The sequence below is a fragment of the Jiella avicenniae genome (assembly GCF_021390325.1).
Lineage (GTDB): Bacteria > Pseudomonadota > Alphaproteobacteria > Rhizobiales > Rhizobiaceae > Jiella > Jiella avicenniae.
Map to the genome: position 1 here is coordinate 165,952 of NZ_JAJUWU010000006.1, position 20,083 is coordinate 186,034.

21 protein-coding genes are annotated in these 20,083 nt (G+C 65.7%); 13 read left to right on the forward strand and 8 right to left on the reverse strand.

Annotated elements, in window-relative coordinates; all coding sequences use genetic code 11:
* Nucleotides 1-46: 46 nt before the first annotated feature.
* The 3 genes from LZD57_RS07595 to LZD57_RS24235 form a co-directional block, all read right to left on the reverse strand.
* Entirely contained in the window at nt 47-490 is a 444-nt protein-coding gene (locus LZD57_RS07595; protein WP_233719009.1) for a hypothetical protein, read from the reverse strand.
* 119 nt (nt 491-609) lie between these two features.
* A complete protein-coding gene (locus LZD57_RS07600; protein WP_233719011.1) occupies nt 610-1,005 on the reverse strand; it encodes a hypothetical protein in 396 nt (131 codons plus the stop codon).
* Between the two features lie 253 nt (nt 1,006-1,258).
* Nucleotides 1,259-2,659, reverse strand: a complete 1,401-nt coding sequence (locus LZD57_RS24235; protein WP_233719012.1) for a methyl-accepting chemotaxis protein — start codon at nt 2,657-2,659, stop codon at nt 1,259-1,261.
* Nucleotides 2,660-2,909: 250 nt separating this feature from the next.
* On the opposite strand from LZD57_RS24235, the gene LZD57_RS07610 reads away from it, so the two are divergent.
* The 7 genes from LZD57_RS07610 (at nt 2,910) to LZD57_RS07640 (ending at nt 8,868) form a co-directional block, all read left to right on the forward strand.
* Nucleotides 2,910-3,806, forward strand: a complete 897-nt coding sequence (locus LZD57_RS07610) for a DMT family transporter (protein WP_233719013.1) — start codon at nt 2,910-2,912, stop codon at nt 3,804-3,806.
* A gap of 90 nt (nt 3,807-3,896) precedes the next feature.
* Nucleotides 3,897-4,088 (forward strand): twin transmembrane helix small protein, encoded by a 192-nt coding sequence (locus LZD57_RS07615; RefSeq protein WP_233719014.1) that lies wholly within the window; start codon nt 3,897-3,899, stop codon nt 4,086-4,088.
* A 40-nt stretch (nt 4,089-4,128) separates the two neighbouring features.
* On the forward strand, nt 4,129-4,701 hold the full coding sequence (locus LZD57_RS07620) for a cob(I)yrinic acid a,c-diamide adenosyltransferase (protein ID WP_233719015.1): 573 nt from the start codon (nt 4,129-4,131) through the stop codon (nt 4,699-4,701).
* Between the two features lie 115 nt (nt 4,702-4,816).
* Complete coding sequence (locus tag LZD57_RS07625; protein ID WP_233719016.1) at nt 4,817-5,821, forward strand: hypothetical protein; 1,005 nt, start codon at nt 4,817-4,819, stop codon at nt 5,819-5,821.
* 262 nt (nt 5,822-6,083) lie between these two features.
* A complete protein-coding gene (locus tag LZD57_RS07630; protein WP_233719017.1) occupies nt 6,084-6,833 on the forward strand; it encodes an electron transfer flavoprotein subunit beta/FixA family protein in 750 nt (249 codons plus the stop codon).
* A 145-nt stretch (nt 6,834-6,978) separates the two neighbouring features.
* Complete coding sequence (locus LZD57_RS07635; protein ID WP_233719018.1) at nt 6,979-7,908, forward strand: electron transfer flavoprotein subunit alpha/FixB family protein; 930 nt, start codon at nt 6,979-6,981, stop codon at nt 7,906-7,908.
* Between the two features lie 78 nt (nt 7,909-7,986).
* The gene (locus LZD57_RS07640) at nt 7,987-8,868 is read left to right on the forward strand and encodes a 3-hydroxybutyryl-CoA dehydrogenase (RefSeq protein WP_233719019.1); all 882 of its coding nucleotides are present in this window, start codon (nt 7,987-7,989) and stop codon (nt 8,866-8,868) included.
* An 11-nt stretch (nt 8,869-8,879) separates the two neighbouring features.
* Here LZD57_RS07640 and LZD57_RS07645 read toward each other — a convergent pair whose 3' ends face one another.
* From LZD57_RS07645 to LZD57_RS07655, 3 genes are all read right to left on the reverse strand, one after another.
* A complete protein-coding gene (locus LZD57_RS07645; protein ID WP_338034688.1) occupies nt 8,880-9,284 on the reverse strand; it encodes a type II toxin-antitoxin system VapC family toxin in 405 nt (134 codons plus the stop codon).
* The gene (locus LZD57_RS07650) at nt 9,281-9,631 is read right to left on the reverse strand and encodes an AbrB/MazE/SpoVT family DNA-binding domain-containing protein (RefSeq protein WP_338034689.1); all 351 of its coding nucleotides are present in this window, start codon (nt 9,629-9,631) and stop codon (nt 9,281-9,283) included. The genes LZD57_RS07645 and LZD57_RS07650 overlap by 4 nt, the downstream gene beginning before the upstream one ends.
* A gap of 84 nt (nt 9,632-9,715) precedes the next feature.
* Entirely contained in the window at nt 9,716-10,141 is a 426-nt protein-coding gene (locus tag LZD57_RS07655; protein WP_233719020.1) for an organic hydroperoxide resistance protein, read from the reverse strand.
* Nucleotides 10,142-10,334: 193 nt separating this feature from the next.
* Here LZD57_RS07655 and LZD57_RS07660 point away from each other — a divergent pair, with 193 nt between their 5' ends.
* Nucleotides 10,335-10,790, forward strand: a complete 456-nt coding sequence (locus tag LZD57_RS07660; protein WP_233719021.1) for a MarR family winged helix-turn-helix transcriptional regulator — start codon at nt 10,335-10,337, stop codon at nt 10,788-10,790.
* Nucleotides 10,791-10,793: 3 nt separating this feature from the next.
* Here the strand turns inward: LZD57_RS07660 and tlpA are convergent, their stop codons facing one another.
* Complete coding sequence (gene tlpA, locus LZD57_RS07665; protein ID WP_233719022.1) at nt 10,794-11,465, reverse strand: thiol:disulfide interchange protein TlpA; 672 nt, start codon at nt 11,463-11,465, stop codon at nt 10,794-10,796.
* A gap of 31 nt (nt 11,466-11,496) precedes the next feature.
* Here tlpA and argH point away from each other — a divergent pair, with 31 nt between their 5' ends.
* The 4 genes from argH (at nt 11,497) to LZD57_RS07685 (ending at nt 17,431) form a co-directional block, all read left to right on the forward strand.
* Nucleotides 11,497-12,900, forward strand: coding sequence for an argininosuccinate lyase (argH, locus tag LZD57_RS07670; protein WP_233719023.1), 1,404 nt, complete (start codon nt 11,497-11,499; stop codon nt 12,898-12,900).
* 89 nt (nt 12,901-12,989) lie between these two features.
* Nucleotides 12,990-13,256, forward strand: a complete 267-nt coding sequence (locus LZD57_RS07675; RefSeq protein WP_233719024.1) for a hypothetical protein — start codon at nt 12,990-12,992, stop codon at nt 13,254-13,256.
* Between the two features lie 26 nt (nt 13,257-13,282).
* Nucleotides 13,283-14,557 (forward strand): diaminopimelate decarboxylase, encoded by a 1,275-nt coding sequence (gene lysA / locus LZD57_RS07680; RefSeq protein ID WP_233719025.1) that lies wholly within the window; start codon nt 13,283-13,285, stop codon nt 14,555-14,557.
* Between the two features lie 36 nt (nt 14,558-14,593).
* Nucleotides 14,594-17,431 carry a TIGR02302 family protein gene (locus LZD57_RS07685; protein WP_233719026.1) on the forward strand — a complete coding sequence of 946 codons (2,838 nt, stop codon included), beginning with the start codon at nt 14,594-14,596 and terminating at the stop codon, nt 17,429-17,431.
* Between the two features lie 104 nt (nt 17,432-17,535).
* Here the strand turns inward: LZD57_RS07685 and LZD57_RS07690 are convergent, their stop codons facing one another.
* Complete coding sequence (locus LZD57_RS07690; protein WP_233719027.1) at nt 17,536-18,258, reverse strand: hypothetical protein; 723 nt, start codon at nt 18,256-18,258, stop codon at nt 17,536-17,538.
* Between the two features lie 390 nt (nt 18,259-18,648).
* On the opposite strand from LZD57_RS07690, the gene LZD57_RS07695 reads away from it, so the two are divergent.
* On the forward strand, nt 18,649-20,013 hold the full coding sequence (locus tag LZD57_RS07695) for an aspartate aminotransferase family protein (RefSeq protein ID WP_233719028.1): 1,365 nt from the start codon (nt 18,649-18,651) through the stop codon (nt 20,011-20,013).
* Nucleotides 20,014-20,083: the final 70 nt, after the last annotated feature.

Sequence of the window (20,083 nt, forward strand, 5' to 3'; positions counted from 1 at the left end):
GCGGCGGCGGCCTTTCCGTGCAAGTCCCGCCTGGGCGCAGGCGGCGTCACCCGGCCTTGTCGAGATAAGCTGCCGTCACCGCCTGCGCAGGCGTGCCTGCGGATGGTGTGGGCACGCTCGTCACGGGCACCCCGCCGAAGCCCTCGACGATGAGCAGCGAGGTCTGCGAGGCGAGGGTTTCGAGGGCAATGAAATTGCGGATCGCCAGATAGTCGGCCAGCGTCTCCTGTACCGTCGCGCGCAGGCCCTCGATGTAGTCCTCGTCGATCTTTCCGGTGACGCCGTTCGCCGCCCCCGGAAAGGCGGTGGCGGGGGCCGCGCCGACGGTGGCGGCGGTCCGGTCGACGAGCCCCCCGGTGATCCGGTCGCCGCCGCTCATCGCGGGATCGGCGCTCTGCGGCGGGGCGGCGCCGGGCCGATCCGGCATGGCGCCGGGAAGTCTCGCGGGCGGCTCGGGACGAGGCGGCAGGGCGGCTGTTGTGACGGACATCGGGCAAGGCCTCCGGGGGCGGGGCGAGACTTGCCGTGATCCTGCTCTTCCATTTCTTTGTGCGGATTATCGATCGATAGCACAATTTTAATCAACGATCGGTCATCGGCCCGCGAATCTCATCCGCCGTCGCTGCGATAGGCCTCCCTTACCGCCGACAACGCGGCGCTCGCCGGAGGGGCTTGCGAGACGGTGGCCGACATGGCTTCGCCGCTTCCGTCCGATGCTGCCATGGAAGAGATCGCCGCCTGCGCGGCATAGGCGTCGATCGTGGTGCGGCTGCGCAGGGCGCGGGAGTGCTCGGCCCGCTCCGCAGCCTTTGCCATCAACTGCTCGATGAAGGCCTCGTTGATCGTCGGAGACCTGAGAGAGCCGGCGAGGGACGCGCGCAGTTCTTCCGGGATCTGCCGCAAAGTCCTGGCCGCCGGCGTGGCAGGTGAATCCGCGATCCTCGGCGTCGCGGCCGATGTCCTGGCAAGCGCGGTCGGCTCCAAGGAGGCCAGTGCGTTCGTCATGGTCACGTCGATGATTCCCGAATTCTTGCTTTCGGGCATATTTGAACCGCAAGGTGTTGCGGCGAGCCTTTCGGCGTTCGGAAGATCTTATTCAATCTGTCGCGACACAAAAGAACACCAGCCAATCCGGGAGGATGGCTGGTGCGATAATGCCGGAACGGTCCGGACGTCTTCGGGGCTTCTTGGCCGCCGGACGCGGAGATTACGCCATCAGATGGCGGTGTACGATAGCGGGGGCGGGATCGTCGCCGTGTCACGCCGCCATGCGGTGGTGCGACGATTCGGCCGCCGACCTCTGGTCCACCTCGAACTTCTGGACGATCGAGTCCAGCCTGTCGGCTTCGCTCGCCAGAGACCTCGCCGCGGCCGTCGCTTCCTCGACGATGGCGGCATTCTGCTGCGTCGCCTTGTCCATCGCGTCGGCGGCGCTGGAGAGCTCGCGCAGGCTGGTCGCCTGGTTGCCGGCGGCGCTGGCGATCTGGTTGATGGTCTCGCTCATCGAGGACACTTCGGCGACGATCTCCTCGAGGCTCTTGCCCGAAGCCGTCACCAGCTCGACGCCGCTTTCCACCTGTTCGGACGAGGTGGAGATCAGGTTCTTGATCTCCTTGGCCGCTTCCGCCGAGCGCTGGGCGAGGGCGCGGACTTCCTGAGCCACCACGGCAAAGCCCTTGCCGGCCTCGCCGGCGCGTGCCGCCTCGACGCCGGCGTTGAGGGCGAGGAGGTTGGTCTGGAAGGCGATCTCGTCGATCACCGAAATGATCTGGTTGATCTGCTGGGACGAACCCTCGATGCGGTTCATCGCCTCGATGGCGGAGGCGACGACACTGCCGCCGCGCGTCGCCTTTTCGCGAGCCGTCGCGGCGGTCTTCTGGGCCGCGTTGGCATTCTGCGCCGTCGCATCGACGGCTCGCGAGATCTCGTTCAGTGCCGCGACGGTCTCTTCGAGCGTCGCCGCCTGCTGCTCGGTGCGGCGCGAGAGATCGTCGGACGTCGCGGCGATTTCGTTGGAGGTGGCGGCGACGGATCGCACCGAATCGGTGACTTCGCTGATCGCCGTGCCGAGCGAGCCGATCGCCGCGTCGAAATCCCTGCCGATCCGCTCGAAGCCGGCGGGCATCGCCGCGCCGACGCGGACCGACAGATCGCCGTCGGCGACCTTCGTCAGGCTGCTCGCCAGGAGGGCGAAGGCATCGGATTGCTTCTTCGCCGCAGCTTCCTCGGCAAGGCGCGCCTTTTCCTGCTGCTCGCGCATCTCGACCATGATCGACATGTCGACCAGAAAGGTCACCAGCACCGGGCGGCCGTCGACCTCGGCGCGGATCAGCGTGGAGAAGCCCGGAAAGGTCGATCCGTCGAGGCGCTTCATCTCCCATTCGAAACGGGCGATGCCGTCGCGCAGGACGTCTTCCATGATCTTTGCGGCCTTTTCCGCCGACGGGGTGCCGCAGGGCTGCTTCTCGGGAGCGATGCGATCGGGGGTCAGTCCGAGCAACTGGCTGCGCGTGCCCTTCAACATGCGTTCCGTCGCCGCATTGCATTCCGTCATCACCCCGTTTTCGACGACGAAATAGGCGTCGGGCGAGAGCCGATAGACGGCATCGGCAACTTGCTGGCCGTAAGAAGACGCGGGGCGGAAGCGATCGAAGAGCATAGTTTCTCCCAAATTCGTAGAATTTCGAGGCTAGCGGCGAACGGTCAAGAATTGGTTAGGGACGAACTGACCTTTCCTTCGGCGACGTCGGTCCCGCCGTGAAGCGCCGATGTCCGTCGGAGATGTCCGTCGAAAGGTCTTCGGACCTGCAATGGCGTGTGACATCGGGACCGAAACGGCCTATAGAGGCGCGCCTTCCGAGCCGGCGTCATCGCCGCGCTCCGCCATTCGCCCAGCTTTCGCGTGCGCCGTGCAGCGTTTCCTTCCCTTCTTCCCTGCGGTCTTCGTACTGCTCTGGTCGACCGGTTTCATCGGCGCGCGCTACGCCATGCCCTATGCCGAGCCGTTCACCTTCCTGTCGATGCGCTACGGCCTGGCGCTGCTGCTGCTCGGAGGGATGGCCCTCGCGGCGCGGGCCCTGTGGCCGCAGCCGCGGCTCGCCATGCATGCGATGATCGCCGGCAGCCTCATTCACGGGGTCTATCTCGGCGGCGTCTTCTTCGCCGTCCGGCATGGGCTGAATGCCGGCGTCGCCGCGCTGATCGTCGGGCTGCAGCCGATCGTCACCGCGCTGATCGCCGCGCCGGCACTCGGCGAGACGATCCGCCCGCGTCATGCGCTGGGGCTTTTCCTCGGCCTCGTCGGCGTCGCGCTGGTCATCCTGCCGAAGCTCGGCGCCGGTGGCGACTATCACTTCGTCAACGTCGCGCCGGCCTGCCTCTCGGCGCTGGGCATCTCCATCGGCACGATCTGGCAGAAGCGTTTCGCCACCGGCATCGACGTCAGGACCGGGACGTTCTTCCAGTATCTCGGCGCCCTCGTTCCGACATTCGCGCTCGCCGCCTTCACCGAGACGATGGTGGTCGCGTGGAACGGCGAGGTGGTTTTCGCGCTGGTCTGGCTGACCGTCGTCCTGTCGATCGGCGCGATCTTCCTGATGATGATCCTGATCCGGGAAGGGGCCGTGTCGAAGGTCGCCTCGCTGATGTATCTGACGCCGGGCGTCACCGCCGTGATGGCCTATCTCCTGTTCGGCGAGACGCTGACGCCGGTCCAACTCGGCGGGCTCGTTCTCGCCGGCGTCGGCGTCGCTGCCGCGATGGGCCGGGTCGGTCCCGGCCGGTCCCGGACCGAAGCGCGGCGCTGACGCGTCGAGACGTCGCCGGGGTTCGATGAAATCGCCCGGGTCCTTATATGAGCCGCGAACGACCACGCACCTCCAAGCCGAAGGGACGGCATGTCCAGTTTCTTGACCTATCTCGCCCTCGTGGTGATGATCGTCACCGCCGGGGTCCTGCTGGCGGGGCTGATCAACATGATGCGCGGCGGCTCGGGCAACACCTCGCAGAAGCTGATGCGCGCCCGCGTCATGCTCCAGGGTCTGGCGGTGATCCTCATCGTCGGCGTGTTGCTGCTCGCCAAACACTGATGCCGTCGGGCATTTCCACGCTATCGAGGGAGGCGGGTCCATGGTCCGGCTGAACAGGATCTACACGCGCACCGGCGACAGGGGCGAAACCTCGCTCGGCAACGGCGAGCGTCGGTCGAAGGCCGATCTTCGGGTCGAGACTTACGGCACCGTCGACGAGCTGAACGCCGTCATCGGGCTTGCCCGGCTGCATGCGGACCCGGCCCTGGACGCGATGCTGGCGCGCATCCAGAACGAACTCTTCGATCTCGGCGCCGAACTCGCAACGCCCGACACCGGCAGGAAGCTTGAATTCGAGCCGCTGAAGGTCGTCGATACGCAGGTCGAGCGGATCGAGGCCGAGATCGACGCGATGAACGCCCGGCTGTCGCCGCTGAAGTCCTTCGTCCTGCCGGCCGGCTCGCCCGCTGCCGCCCATCTCCACCTCGCGCGCACGGTGGCGCGGCGCGCCGAACGGCTGATGATCGCGCTGGCCGCCAAAGAGGGCGAGCCGGTCGCCGACACCGCCATCCGCTACGTCAATCGGCTGTCCGACCACCTCTTCGTCGCCGCGCGCATCGCCAATGACGAGGGCAGGGGGGACGTTCTGTGGGTGCCGGGTGGCAGTCGGTAGGTATGTCTCTGCTATCTGTGGTTATCCGTCGTGACGCTTCGATACAATTATAGATTGACTCGCCAGGGAGCTTCTTCGATCATCGCCAAGGATCTCTCGTGATGGCGACAGGCAGATGGCTCAGGACGTGTCCTTCGGCATGCTCGAAACGCCCATACGGGCGGAGGACGCGCATCGGTGCTTCTTCACCGATCCCGGCGATCGGCGCATCGACGCCTTCCGCAGCCTGAACGCCTTCGGGCGCGGAAGCGAGATCCTTCGCCCCGGGCAGCTGCTGGTCGTTCCCCACGACGTCACCGCTTCCGCCGCGGAGGAAACCAGCCTTCGTTCCCTCGCCGAGGGTGCCCGTCGCGCGTCGCCTGCCACAGCCTCGCCGATCCAGGCGAAGCGATTTAACGAAGAGTTCGATTTTATCGATTTTCTGACCTCGAATCGCGAGGCGATCGGCATCACCGGAACGGAGATCGGCGGGCTCCACGACTATCTCGAAAAGCGCGTCAAGCTGATCGAAGGCGATCTGAAGAAGCTCGACGACGGATACCGGGCAGCACTGAAGCGCGGGCTGCCTCTCAATTCGGCCGAGGCAAAGGCGCTGCGCCGGCCAGTCGAGGAAGCGCTGCAGCGACAGATCAACGGGTTTTCGCGCAGGCACATCCTCAGGAACAGCGGGGCGACGACGATCAAGAAGGGGCTCGGCATCAGCCACAAGAGCATCGCCAAGTCCTATCGCCTCCATGGCGATCAGGCCCGCAACAAGGCGATCGACGAAGCCGTGGAGCGAAGCGCGGCATTCGCGTCGAAGCTCAAGCCCATTGGAACTGTCGGAAAGATTCTTGACGCCGGTGCAATCGTCGGCGCGGTCAATGCCGGCTACGAGAAGGATGGCGTCGGCGGGGCGGTCGCGGCAGGTGGCAAGTCTGCGGCCGGCTTCCTGGGCGCGCGTGCCGGTTCAGCACTGGCGGCCGCTCTTCTCGTCGGCGTCGGGACGGGAGGCGTCGGGTTCGTGGTGATGGGCCTGGGGATCGTCGCTGGCAGCATTGCCGGCGGCGCCGTTGCCGAAGGTCTCTATGACGTCGCAACCGATGGCCTTGGCGAGATGATCGCCCGCGTCGCCGAGTGAACGCCGCTTCGCAGAAGCCGCTCGCCATGGAAGGCCGACCAAAGCAGGCAGGCGACATGCCAGGTCTCTGCTGTCCCGGTTGACGGACGCCCTCTTTCCACCGATCCCTTTTGCGCGATTTCTTCCCCGATCGCCCTAACTGGACCGATTCAAACCTTCCCGGCACGCCACTCCAGGCGCTTGCCAAGCGGTACCCCTTTGCGCGAAGAGTGCCGCTACAAAATCGTCGCATGAATGACAGCTCGAAGGAGAGTAACCGCCCATGAAAGTTCTCGTCGCCGTGAAGCGGGTGGTCGACTACAACGTGAAGATCCGGGTCAAGTCGGATGGTTCGGGCGTCGAACTCGCCAACGTCAAGATGTCGATGAACCCGTTCGACGAGATCGCCGTCGAGGAGGCGATCCGTCTGAAGGAAGCGGGAACGGCGAGCGAGGTGATCGCCGTCTCGGTCGGCCCGCAGCAGGCCCAGGAGACGATCCGCACCGCGCTCGCCATGGGCGCCGACCGCGGCATCCTAGTGAAGACCGACCAGCCGACGGAGCCGCTCGCCGTCGCCAAGATCCTGAAGGGCGTCGTCGAGGCGGAAAGCCCGGACCTCGTCATCCTCGGCAAGCAGGCCATCGACGACGACTGCAACCAGACCGGCCAGATGCTCGCCGCGCTGCTCGGCTGGAGCCAGGGCACCTTCGCCAACGAGGTCGCGCTTTCGGACGGCCGCGCCAAGGTGACGCGCGAGGTGGACGGTGGCCTCGAGACGATCGACCTGAAGATGCCGGCGGTGGTGACCACCGATCTCAGGCTCAACGAGCCGCGCTACGCCTCGCTGCCGAACATCATGAAGGCGAAGAAGAAGCCGATCGACGAGAAGAGCCCGGACGATTTCGGCGTCGACGTCTCGCCCCGCCTCGAGATCGTCAAGACCGAGGAGCCGAAGGGCCGCCAGGCCGGCGTCAAGGTCGCGTCCGTCGACGAACTCCTCGACAAGCTGAAGAACGAAGCCGGCATTCTCTGACCAGACGACCGGGCGGCCCGCCCGTCAGCAGGATCGCCCGCGTCCCGGGCGGAGGCTTTCTCCGAAGCGGACGAAGCCGAACTCAATGGAGCGCCCGACGAACTCCCGAAGGGATGGAGAGACCGGGCCAGCCGAGGAAACCCAGATGACCACCCTCCTGATCGCCGAACACGACAATGCCAGCCTGTCCGAGCAGACCGCCAAGGCGCTCGCCGCCGCCGCCAGGCTCGGCGGCGAGGTGCATGTGCTGGTCGCCGGGCAGGGCGTCGGCACGGCCGCCGAGGCGGCCGGCAAGCTGGACGGCGTCGCCAAGGTGCTCGCCGCCGACGACGCGGCCTATGCCCACCAACTCGCCGAGCCGCTCGCCGATCTCGTCGTCGAGCTCGCGGGCGACTACGAGGCGATCGTCTTCGCCGCCACGACCACCGGCAAGAACGTCGCCCCGCGCGTCGCGGCGCTTCTCGACGTCATGCAGATCTCCGACGTCACCGCCGTCGTCGCTCCCGACACCTTCGAGCGGCCGATCTATGCCGGCAATGCCGTGCAGACGGTGAAGTCGAAGGACGCCAAGAAGGTCGTCACCGTCCGCACCTCGGCTTTCCAGGCGGTGGGCGAGGGCGGCGCGGCCGCGGTGGAGAGCGTGGCCGGTGTCGGCGATCCGGGCCTGTCCGCATTCGTCGAGGAAAAGCTCGCCCATTCGGAGCGACCGGAGCTTTCGGCGGCGAAGATCATCCTGTCGGGCGGCCGGGCGCTCGGCTCCAAGGAAAAGTTCGACGAGTTCATCCTGCCGCTCGCCGACAAGCTGGGCGCCGCGGTCGGTGCCTCGCGCGCCGCCGTCGATGCCGGCTATGCGCCGAACGACTGGCAGGTCGGCCAGACCGGCAAGGTGGTGGCGCCCGAACTCTACATCGCCGCCGGCATTTCCGGCGCGATCCAGCATCTCGCCGGCATGAAGGATTCCAAGGTCATCGTCGCCATCAACAAGGACGAGGAGGCGCCGATCTTCCAGGTCGCCGACTACGGCCTCGTCGGCGACCTGTTCCAGATCCTGCCGGAGATGAAGGACAAGCTCTGAGACGACGGATCGCTTGATCCGCAGTCTCCGAAGGCTTATGCTGCAGTGCAGCAATAATCGGCGATGGGAGAGCGCGCGATGACGGGTGAGATCAGGACGGTCGGTGTGATCGGGGCCGGCCAGATGGGGGCGGGCATCGCCCATGTCGCGGCGCTCGCCGGCTTCGACGTCAAGCTCTACGACATCGCCGAGGACCGGGTCGCCGCGGGCAGGCAGCGCATCGAGAAGTCGATGGGCCGGCAGCTCGCCTCGGAGAAGATCACCGAGGCGGACCAGGCCGACGCGCTGTCGCGCATTTCCGGCACGGTCGAGGTGAAGGATCTCGGCGACCGCGACCTCGTCATCGAGGCGGCGACCGAGGACGAGGCGGTCAAGCGCAAGATCTATCGGGAGGTCTGCCCGCATCTGAAGCCCGAGGCGATGCTGGCGACGAACACCTCGTCGATCTCGATCACCAGGCTCGCCGCCGCCACCGACCGGCCGGAACGCTTCATGGGCATCCACTTCATGAACCCGGTGCCGGTGATGAAGCTGGTCGAGCTGGTCCGCGGCATCGCCACGGAAGAAGAAACCTTCGAGGCGGCCAAGGTCTTCGTCGGCGCGCTCGACAAGACGATCACCATCTCGGAGGATTTTCCGGCCTTCATCGTCAACCGCATCCTCCTGCCGATGATCAACGAGGCGATCTACACGCTCTACGAAGGCGTCGGCTCGGTGACCTCGATCGACACGGCAATGAAGCTCGGCGCCAACCATCCCATGGGTCCGCTGCAGCTCGCCGACTTCATCGGCCTCGACACCTGCCTGTCGATCATGCAGGTGCTGCATGACGGGCTGGCCGATTCCAAATATCGCCCGTGCCCGCTGCTGGTGAAATATGTCGAGGCCGGCTGGCTCGGCCGCAAGGCCGGCCGGGGCTTCTACGACTATCGCGGCGAGGAGCCGGTGCCGACGCGTTAGCGGCCGACGTTTTACGGAGCGGCCAGGAGATCGACGGCGTATCCCTGCGCCGCGAGGAGCGACGCGGCCTTCCGGTCGAATGTCGCGAAGACCTCGCCGCCGAGATTTCGGCCTTCGAAGGCGATGACGCCATCGGCGAAGTCGCCGCCACGATCGATCATGGCGAGGCCGGCATCGACGGCGTCGCGGTCGCACACGACCTTGGGGTCGGATCTCAGCGAGATGATCGCCGCCTTGAGTTCATCGGAGGTCGCCTTGTAGCGTCTGCTCAAGGTCCAGGCGATCTCGCAGAAGGTTGGGAGCGCGATTGCGATCGACGTCGCGCGCCGAAGAAGATCCGAGGCCGCTTTTGCCTGACCCGGATCGTCTCCGATCAAGCTTCGGATGATGACGTTGGTATCGGCAACGATCTTCACCGCCTGCCGGCCCAGCCGTCGGCAATGACGTCGTTCAGCTCCTCGATCGTCGGCGCCGGTCCATTGGCGAGATGATGGAGCATCCCGAACGTATCTTCGATGCGACCGCGCGGCCGTTCGTCGTTCCGGCTGCCCTCGGGCCGGGCGGCGCTGAGGCTGATCTTTCCACACGGATCAAGGTCTACATCGAGAGCCTCGCCCGGCTCGACGCCGAGATGCTCGAGCAGCTCAGGGCCGAGTGCCACCGCGCCGTCCTTCGTCACCGTCAGTGTGATGCTCATGACGCAATCTCCGAATGTCTTTGCAAAGATATGCGGTGATCCGCCGTGCGGCAACGTGTCGGACACGGGAAGGCGCGGCGCCTCGCCAGCCGCCGCGCCTCATCGTCTCGCCCGATCGTCTCCGGGCGGTATCGAGATGCGCGGTCGCCTTTACGCCAGCGTCAACCCGACGTCGACATTGCCGCGGGTGGCGTTGGAATAGGGGCAGACCTCGTGTGCGGCGGCAAGAAGTTTTTCCCCGGCTTCGCGGTCGAGGCCCGGAAGCGTCGCGGTGAGGTGGGCAGTGATGCCGTAGCCGCCTTCCGAGCGCGGGCCGAAGCCGATTTCGGCGGTGACCGTCGCGTTGGCCGGTACCTTGACGCCGACCTTGCCCGACACCGCCTTCATGGCGCCGAGGAAGCAGGCGGAGTAGCCGGCGGCAAAGAGCTTTTCGGGATTGGCGCCGACACCGCCGGGGCCGCCCATTTCCTTGGGTACGACGAGCTTGACGTCCACCGAGCCGTCGTCTGAGCGGGCGGTGCCGTCGCGGCCTCCAGTGGAGGTGGCGCTGGTCTTGTAGATGACGTCCACGGGCATGGCATGCGTCTCCTTCGGTGTGGCGATATTGATTATCGCGATAAGTAATATCTGGCCGCGCGAGGTAATTTCGGCCATAAACATTATCGTGATAATAGATCTTGCGGCGTAGAGGTGCTGCGACGCGTTTCCCACATGGGTTCTTGCGGCACCGGCCGTATCCCGCGGTTCCCCAATGCGACGATGCCGACTGATGAACGACGAAACTTTCGCACTCGACCAGCACCTCTGCTTCGCGCTCTACGGCGCCTCGATGGCGATCGGGCGGCTCTACAAGCCGGTGCTGGACGAGGCGGGCATCACCTATCCGCAATATCTGGTGTTGAGCACGCTGTGGGAGCGGGACGGCCTGACCATCGGCGCGATCGCCGAGCGGCTGGCGCTGGAATCGAGCACGATCACCCCGCTGGTCAAGCGGCTGGAGGCGAACGGCTTCGTCGCCCGCCGGCGCAATGCCGAGGACGAGCGGCAGGTGCTGGTCACGATGACCGAGGCGGGGCGGGCGATGCGCGCCGTCACACGCCGGCTCGGCGAGCGGATCCTTGCTGCCTCCGCGATGTCGCCCGACCGGTTTCGCGCCCTCAACGCCGAGGTCCGGGCGCTGCGGGACGCCGTCGCGGCCGCTACGGAACGGCCGCCGGAACGATAGCCCTCAGGCGCCGGCGGAGCCCTCCCGCTTCACCGCCTCGATCAGCCGGATGGCGTCCGGGCTCGCCCATTCGGCCGGACCGGTGATGACGCCTTTCGCACAGCCGTCCGGGTCGACGATGAGCGAGACCGGCAGGCCGAGGGTGACGCCCTTGGACTTGAGGTCGTTGAACGTCGCCAGCGAGCCGTCGTGATAGAGCGGCAGGCTCTCGAGGTTGGTCTCGGTGTAGAATGTCTTCGGCTTGGCGAGATCGCCCATGTCGACATTGATCGGCACCACGGCGAAATCCGCGCCGCCTTCCTGGCGCTCCAGCGCGTCGAGAGCCGGCATCTCCGCCCGGCAGGGGACGCACCACGTCGCCCAGACGTTGACCAGCAAATTCTTGCCGGCGAAGTCGGCGATCGAGACCTCCTTGCCGCTCTCGTCCTTGAAGGCGATGGTCTTCGCATCGAAGGGCTCGTCGAGGGCGCGCACGGCCGCCACTTCGCCGGTGGCATTGTCGTTGACGGCGGCAGCGAAACTCTCGTCGAGCGGGCAGGCGGAAGCGACCGCGTTGCCAGACCCGCTTTCCGTCACGTATAGCACCCCGACACCGGCCACGATGCCGAAGACCAGCGCCAGACCCGCAATGGCGAGGAGACGCTTGTCGAAGCGCAGCGAATTCTCCACCGTCATTTCACTCCCAATCCTTCGTCCTACGGTACCGATGAGCCAGAAAACCAGCAACGAGATGTGGGGCGGCCGTTTCGCCTCCGGCCCCGACGCGATCATGGAGGAGATCAACGCCTCGATCGATTTCGACAAGCGGCTCTATCGCGAAGACATCCGCGGTTCCAAGGCCCATGCCGAGATGCTGGGGCGGCAGGGCATCGTCTCGGCCGAAGATGCCGAGAAGATCGTCGAGGGTCTCGCCCAGATCGAGGCCGAGATCGAGGCGGGGACGTTCAACTTCTCGCGACGGCTCGAAGACATCCACATGAACGTCGAGTCGCGCCTCGCCGAGCTGATCGGCCCCGCCGCGGGGCGGCTCCATACGGCGCGCTCGCGCAACGATCAGGTGGCGATCGATTTCCGCATGCATGTGCGCACCGCCTTCGAGGCGTTGGAGGCGAGGCTGACGGCCTTCATCGAAGCCCTGCTCGACAAGGCCGAAGCTCATGCGGAAACGGTGATGCCGGGCTTCACCCATCTGCAGGTCGCCCAGCCGGTCACCTTCGGCCATCACTGCCTCGCCTATGTCGAGATGGCGGCGCGCGACCGCTCGCGCTGCCGCGACGCGCTGAAGCGCCTCGACGAGTGCCCGCTCGGCGCGGCGGCGCTCGCCGGCACGGGCTTTGCCATCGACCGGCATGCGACGGCGACCGCGCTCGGCTTCGCGACGCCGACGCGCAACTCCCTCGATTCGGTCTCGGACCGCGATTTCGCGCTGGAGTTCCTGTCCGTGGCGGCGATCTGCGCCACCCATCTGTCGCGGCTCGCCGAAGAGGTCGTCATCTGGTCGACGCCGCAGTTCGGCTTCGTCAGGCTGTCGGATGCCTTTTCGACGGGCTCCTCGATCATGCCGCAGAAACGCAACCCGGATGCGGCGGAGCTGGTGCGCGCCAAGCCCGGCCGGATCAACGGCGCGCTCATCTCGCTGCTGACGGTGATGAAGGGCCTGCCGCTGACCTATTCCAAGGACATGCAGGAGGACAAGGAGCAGGTCTTCGACGCGATCGATTCGCTCGCCCTGGCTCTGGCGGCGGCGACGGGGATGATCCGCGATCTCACGGTCAATGCCGAGGCGATGCGCAAGGCCGCCGGCCACGGCTATTCGACCGCCACCGATCTCGCCGACTATCTGGTGCGCGAACTCGGCCTGCCCTTCCGCGAGGCCCATCACGTCACCGGTCGGGCGGTCTCGCTCGCCGAAGGGGCGGGGCTCAAGCTCGAGGACCTGCCGCTCGACGTCCTGAAGTCCCTCGACGGACGCATCGGCGAGGGGATCTATTCGGTGCTCGGCGTCGACGCCTCGGTGCGCAGCCGCACGAGTTTCGGTGGCACCGCGCCCGACAACGTCCGCCAGCAAGTGGCATACTGGCGACATCGGCTGGCTCCTGAGGGGCTTTGACGGCGAGGGCGGGTGCTTTTGCCGTGGGAACCGTTTATCACCATCGCGGCAATCGGAGTCGCGGGACAGTCGAGATGGGAGATCGAGCGGTGAAGCTGGTATGGACGGCCGTCGTCGTCGTCATGAGTCTTCTGGCGGGCTGCGGCGTCAAGAACCTGCCGGTGGGCCCGACCACCGGGGAGGTTCCTCCGGTCGTCGATGGTGACGCGAAGTCGAACCGAAGCGGCGACACGGCAACGTCGCTCCGGCCGACGTCCCTCACCCAGTCGAGCCGCAACGTCGCCATCAGCGGCGCCGAAGTCTCGAAGAACGAGACCGCCGATCGCGGCTTCATCCTCGATCCGCTGTTGAACTGACCCTGAAATCCGGTGCCGGCATCGCCATGAATCATTTCGGATACAAGGACGGCAGCCTCCATGCCGAAGACGTTGCGATCGAGACGATCGCCGCGGAAGTCGGCACGCCGTTCTACTGCTATTCGACGGCGACGCTGACGCGGCACTACCAGGTCTTCGCCCGGGCATTCTCCGACATCGACGCGCTCGTCTGCTATGCGGTGAAGGCGAACTCCAACCAAGCGGTGCTCGCCACCCTCGCCGGGCTCGGCGCCGGCGCCGACGTGGTTTCGGGCGGCGAACTGATCCGGGCGCTGCGGGCGGGCATTCCCGCCGAAAAGATCATGTTTTCCGGCGTCGGCAAGACCGTCGCGGAGATCGACGTCGCGCTCGCTTCGGGGATCTTCTGCTTCAACGTCGAATCGGAGCCCGAACTCGAGGCGATTTCGGCCCGCGCCGTCGGCGCCGGCGTCACCGCCAACGTGTCCTTCCGGATCAATCCGGACGTCGATGCGGGCGGCCACGCCAAGATCTCGACCGGCAAGAAGCACGACAAGTTCGGCATCGCCTTCGACCGCGCCGACGCCGTCTACGAGCGCGCCCGCGAACTGCCCGGCATCGCCGTCACCGGCATCGACATGCATATCGGCAGCCAGATCGAGGCGCTGGAGCCCTTCGACCGCGCCTTCGACCGGCTGGCGGGCCTCGTCAGGCACCTGCGCGGCATGGGCCACCGGATCGACCACGTCGATCTCGGCGGCGGGCTCGGCGTTCCCTATCGCCGCGACAACCAGCCGCCGCCGGAGCCGCCGGCCTATGCCGAGATCGTCAAGCGCCACGTGCGCGATCTCGGCTGCAAGGTGGTGTTCGAGCCGGGCCGGCTGATCGCCGCCAATGCCGGCATTCTCGTTTCGCGCGTCGTCTACGTGAAGAAGACCGAGGGCAAGACCTTCCTCGTCCTCGACGCGGCGATGAACGATCTGATCCGTCCGACCCTCTACGACGCCTGGCACGACATCGCACCCGTCCACGAATCGGCCGGGGGGGAGCGCTTCCTCGTCGACGTCGTCGGCCCGGTCTGCGAGAGCGGCGACTTCCTCGCCAAAGACCGCGACATGCCGGTGGTGAAGGCGGGGGACCTCGTCCAGGTCGCCTCGGCGGGCGCTTACGGGGCAGTGCAGTCCTCGACCTACAATACCCGTCCGCTGATCGCAGAGGTGCTGGTCAAGGGTGGCGACTTCGCCATCGTGCGGCCGCGCCAGACGATCGACGAGCTGATCGGCCTCGACCGACTGCCGGGCTGGCTCGGCGGCGAGGATTGACGGCAGGCCGCTGCCCGGGCGCCGGGTGGTGCTGCCATGCCTCTGACCTCGCAGCGTCTTCACAGTCCCGTCAAGCGCCTCCACTTCGCCTCAAATCCTGTTAGGGTCGGGATCGACGAGCGCGAACTGGGGCAGGGCATGGCGGACAACGACGCGTCGAGGACATGGCGGCCGACCCGGCGGCTCGGCTGGACGCGCCGGACGACCTTCGCCGCCATGCTGCTGGAGCGCTCCTGGCCGGCGATTCTCGGCCTTGCCGCCAGCGCCGCGCTGTTTCTCGTCTTCGCCTGGTTCGGCCTGTTCCGGCTGATGCCGGACGTGCTGCGCATCGTCGTTCTGGCCGTCATCGCCCTTTGCGCGCTCGCCTCCATCGCCCTTCTGGCGGTCGGATCGAGGCGGCTGCGGTTTCCCTCGACCGGCGACGTCGATCGGCGGATCGAGGCGACCAGCCGGCTCACCCATCAGCCGCTGCGGGCCCAGGGCGAGCGCCCGTCCAGCGACGATCCCTTCGCCGCCGCCCTGTGGCGCGAGCACCAGCGGCGGATGTCGGCCAATCTGCGCCATCTCACCGGCGGAGCGCCGGCGACGCGTAGCGAGCGGCTCGACCCGATCGGCCTGCGCGCCGTCCTCGCGCTTCTCCTCGTCACGTCCTTCGCCTTTTCCTTCGGCCCGGACGGCGGGCGCATCGCCGACGCCTTCCTGCGGCCGGCGAGCGTCGAGGCCGCAGGCCGGCGGGTCGACGCCTGGGTGACGCCGCCGGCCTATACGCGGCGGGCGCCGATCTTCCTGACGGCGGCGGACACCCAGCCGATCACCGTGCCGGAAGGCAGCAAGTTCTCGCTTCGCGTCAGCAACGGCGAAAGCGTCGACGTGACGTTCGATCCGGCGCGCGAGGGCGCCGATGCGGTCGCGATTCTCTCGACCGCGGAGGCGAAGGCGGCCGAGGCCGCTGCCGGAGACGGCGCCGCTCCCGCGACGGGCGACGCGAACGAGACGGCCGCGGACGAGACGAAGCCGGCCGCGGAAACCGGCGGCGGAGCCGAAACGGCCGCGCCGGCCGACGGGCCCCGCGACTACGAATATACCGTCGCCGAAAGCGGTTCGATCGACGTCGAGACCGGCTTCTCCTCACTCGGGCAATGGCGATTTTCGGTGACGCCCGACGCCGATCCGACCATCGCCTTCAAGGACGAACCCTCCGAGTCCCGCAACGGCGCGCTGCAGCTCGCCTACGAGGTCGGCGACGACTACGGGGTGCGCAAGGCACGCGGCGAGATCGAGGTCGAGGGCGCGCAGGCGGCCGGCGCCCGGCCGCTCTATCCGGCGCCGGAGATGCGGCTCGCGGTGCCGCGGCGCGGCCAGGGCGTTTCGGAAGGAAAATCCAGCGTCGACCTCACCGAGAGCCCCTATGCCGGCGCGAAGGTCGATCTGACCCTCGTCGCGGAAGACGATGCGGGCCAGACCGGACGCTCCAAGACCAAGGCGATCACCCTGCCCGAGCGCCGCTTCCTCAATCCGCTGGCGAAGGCCGTGGTCGAGCAGCGCCGGATCCTCGCCCTCGATGCCAACAGGGCCGACCGCGTCGTCGACATGCTCGACGCGGTGACGCTGCGCGGCGACGAATTCATCGCCAATCCGACCGACTATCTCGCGCTGAAGGCCGTCAGGACGCGCATCGCGACCGCCCCTGACGACGAGACGCTGCGCTCGGCGGTCGACTTCATGTGGGAGATCGCGCTCGGCATCGAGGACGGCGACCTGTCGCTCGCCGAGCGCCGGCTCCGGGACGCGCGCGAACGGCTCGCCGAGGCGCTGGAAAACGGCGCGTCTGGCGAGGAGATCGACAAGCTGATGCAGGAACTGCGCGAGGCGATGCAGGAATACATGCAGGCGCTCGCCGAGCAGATGAAGAACATGCCGCCGATGAGCCAGGAGGAGATGCAGTCGCAGAACTTCCAGGAGATCCGTCCCCAGGACCTGCAGAAGATGCTCGACCGGATCGAGGATCTGGCGAAATCCGGCTCCAAGGACGCCGCCCAGCAGCTGCTGTCGGAACTGCAGCAGATGATGGACAACCTGCAGGCCATGCGGCCCGGCCAGCAGCGGCAGGGGCAGGGCCAGCAGAACCCGATGCAGGAGCAGATGAACAAGCTCGGCGAGATGCTGCAGCGCCAGCAGCAGCTGCGGGACCAGACCTACGATCTCGGCCGCCAGATGTATCGCCAGCAGCAACAGCAGGGTCGGCAAGGCCAGCAGCAGCAGGGCCAGCAGCAGCAGGGCGAGCAGCAGCAGGGCGAGAACCAGGAGGGCCAGCAAGGGCAGCAGGGCCAGCAGCCGGGCGGCGAGATGACCGCCGAACAGATGCAGGAGATGATGAAGCAGCTGCAGCAGCAGCAGGGCGAACTGCAGCAGCAGCTGGAAGCGATGCGCCAGGAACTCGAAGGCATGGGCATGCAGCCCTCCGAGGACTTCGGCGAGGCCGGCGAGGAGATGGGCAATGCCGAGGGCTCGCTCGGCGAAGGCCGCGACGGCGAGGCCTTCGGGCATCAGGGCAAGGCCCTCGAAGCGCTGCGGCGCGGCGCGCAGTCGATGATGCAGCAGATGCAGCAGGCGATGCAGCAGGGCCAGCAGCCCGGCCAGGGCCAGATGGGCCAGGGTTTCGGCGGACGGCAGATGAACCAGTCGAGCCGCGATCCGCTCGGCCGACAGCGCAATTCGCAAGGTCCCGATTTCGGCGAGGACGTCGGCATTCCCGACGAGATCGACACCCAGCGCGCCCGCCGGATCCTCGACCAGATCCGCAAGCGGCTCGGCAACCAGCTCTCGCCGCAGCAGGAGCGGGAGTATCTGGAGCGGCTGCTGCAGACGCCGTGATTAACAGCTTGTGCTATCGGCTCCGATATTTTTTCTGTGAATTAATGTATCTAAGAAAATCGTGATTTTTTAAATATTTCGCCTTTGTAGAAATCTAATGTAAATCAATCTCCTTTCAACTCAATTTCTGGAATTATTCTCATGAGATCTTTGCAGATTCTCTCTGCGTCTTGGATGGGGTATGCGTTCGGGGATGCATTTGCTTGATTCAAGGTGGCGAAAATCCGGGAGACATTATCGCACTCTAAGAGCAAGCGATTCGTTTCGATAAGAAATTCCTGTAACTTATGTGGCTCGTTGCCCGTAAACCCAGCGATCAAGTGATCCTCCACGATTTTGAAGCCGGAAACGAGAAGCGCAATGATTGCCGCCACAACCGATGCGGATGAGTTTCCAAGTCCGAGAGCCCCGAGCACACTCACGTTGCTGACTAGGGCCACAAGAGAAGCAGACAATTTCAGTCGTTTGGCCGTTTTTACACGGGACCGAGCACGAGGGAGTTCCACGGTCAGTCGACTCTGCATCCGATTGAGAGTCGCTTCAATCAGAGCAATCTTCAATATTTCAGTATCGTGATCGAATGTCCTGCCAGGTTCTTTGTTGTCTGCTTGTGGTTGAAAAACGCCGCTCAGAATGCCATTCTTTATGATGTTTATAACGTCGGACACATTATCAGGTGTAATTTCTGAAATTTGTACTTTATCTTCGGAATTGACTGTAATTTTACCGCCATTTTCAGACTCAAGCCAAGATTGCATGGCGCGAGCGAGTGTTGGCACCGTCTTGTTCAAAGACGCAGACGCCGCGTTTAGCAACGATGGTTCCATGGCATATGCCTCTGATCATCAGCTTGAATTTATTGAACGTATGATTATACATCAGAGTTGTAAAATTAGAAAATTCCCTTGGGAAACATATCAATAGGCCGATCACCGAGCGCTCGATCCTAGCAATGCGGAAAGAGTTGGCAGGGGCCCGCCCGCAAGGTCTCCCGCCGCAGGTGCTTTGACCCGCCAAAATTTTTAATCGACTGCGGTTCGGAAACGTGGGTACCCACGAGAAGCGTGCAAGTCGCTTGAGGTTCGGCCGTGGCGAAGCCCGTCGGGGCGGCCTATAAGGTGATTTGCCGGCTTTGCTAGCAGCGTTGTCGCCGCAGTCGATTGCTTGGTCCGACGACGTTCAATGTCGTAGGTGTTTTTGTTTCCGGAGGCCTGTCGATGACGCTCAACCCCAACTCGATCGAGGCGCGCGACGTCGCCTATCACCTGCACAGCTACACCAATGCCCGCCGGCACGAGGAAATCGGGCCGATCGTCATCGAGAGCGGCGAGGGGATGTACGTCACCGATACGGACGGCAAGCGCTATGTCGAGGCGATGGCCGGTCTCTGGTCGGTCGCCGTCGGCTTCGGCGAGAAGCGGCTGGTGGCTGCGGCGGCGCGCCAGATGGAGAAGCTGAACTACTACCACACCTTCACCCACAAGTCGCACGTCCCGGCGATCGAACTCGCCGAGAAGCTGATCGCCATGGCGCCGGTGAAGATGTCGAAGGTCTATTTCACCAATTCCGGCTCCGAAGCCAACGACACGATGATCAAGCTGGTACGCTATCGCTCCAACGCCCTCGGCCAGCCGGAAAAGAAGAAGATCATCAGCCGGATCAAGGGCTATCACGGGGTGACGCTGGCCTCCGCCAGCCTGACCGGCCTGCCGAACAACCATCGCGCCTTCGACCTGCCGATGGAGGGGATTCTCCACACGACCTGCCCGCATTACTGGCGGGAGGGCCGCGACGGCGAGAGCGAGGAGGCGTTCGCCAGCCGCTGCGCGGCCGATCTGGAGGCGATGATCCAGGCGGAAGGTCCCGAGACGATCGCCGCCTTCATCGGCGAGCCGGTGATGGGGGCGGGCGGCGTCATCGTGCCGCCGAAGACCTATTGGCAGAAGATCCAGGCGGTCCTGAAGAAATACGACATCCTGCTCGTCGCCGACGAGGTGATCTGCGGTTTCGGCCGGACCGGGCGGGCCTTCGGCTGCGAAACCTACGGGATCGAGCCGGACATCATGACGGTGTCGAAGGCGCTGTCTTCGTCCTACCTGCCGATTTCGGCGCTTCTGATCAACGATCGCGTCTATCAGCCGGTCGCCGACCAATCCTCCGAGATCGGCACCTTCGGCCACGGCTACACCGCTTCGGGCCATCCGGTCGCCGCCGCCGTCGCGCTCGAAAACCTCGCCATCATCGAGGAGAAGCGCCTGATCGAGCATGCGGCGGAGATCGCACCCTATTTCCAGGAGCAACTGGCGTCTCTCGGCGAGCACCCGCTGGTCGGCGAGGTGCGGGGCGTCGGGCTGATCGCCGCCGTCGAGCTCGTCACCGACAAGCAGGCGAAGGTCGCCATGCAGCCGCCGGGCTCGATGGCCGGCGCCGCCTTCGCAATGGTGCAGAAGAACGGCGTGATCTCGCGGGCGATCGGCGACGCGCTCGCCTTCTGCCCGCCGCTGATCGTCCAGAGGAACGACGTCGACACCATCGTCGAGGCGACCCGCGCCGGCCTCGACGAGCTTCAGGCGTCTCTGTAGAGGACGTGTCGCGCTCCGTTTCGGGATCGTCCCGGGCGGAGCGGCGGCTGCCGCGGTCGGCAGATGCACA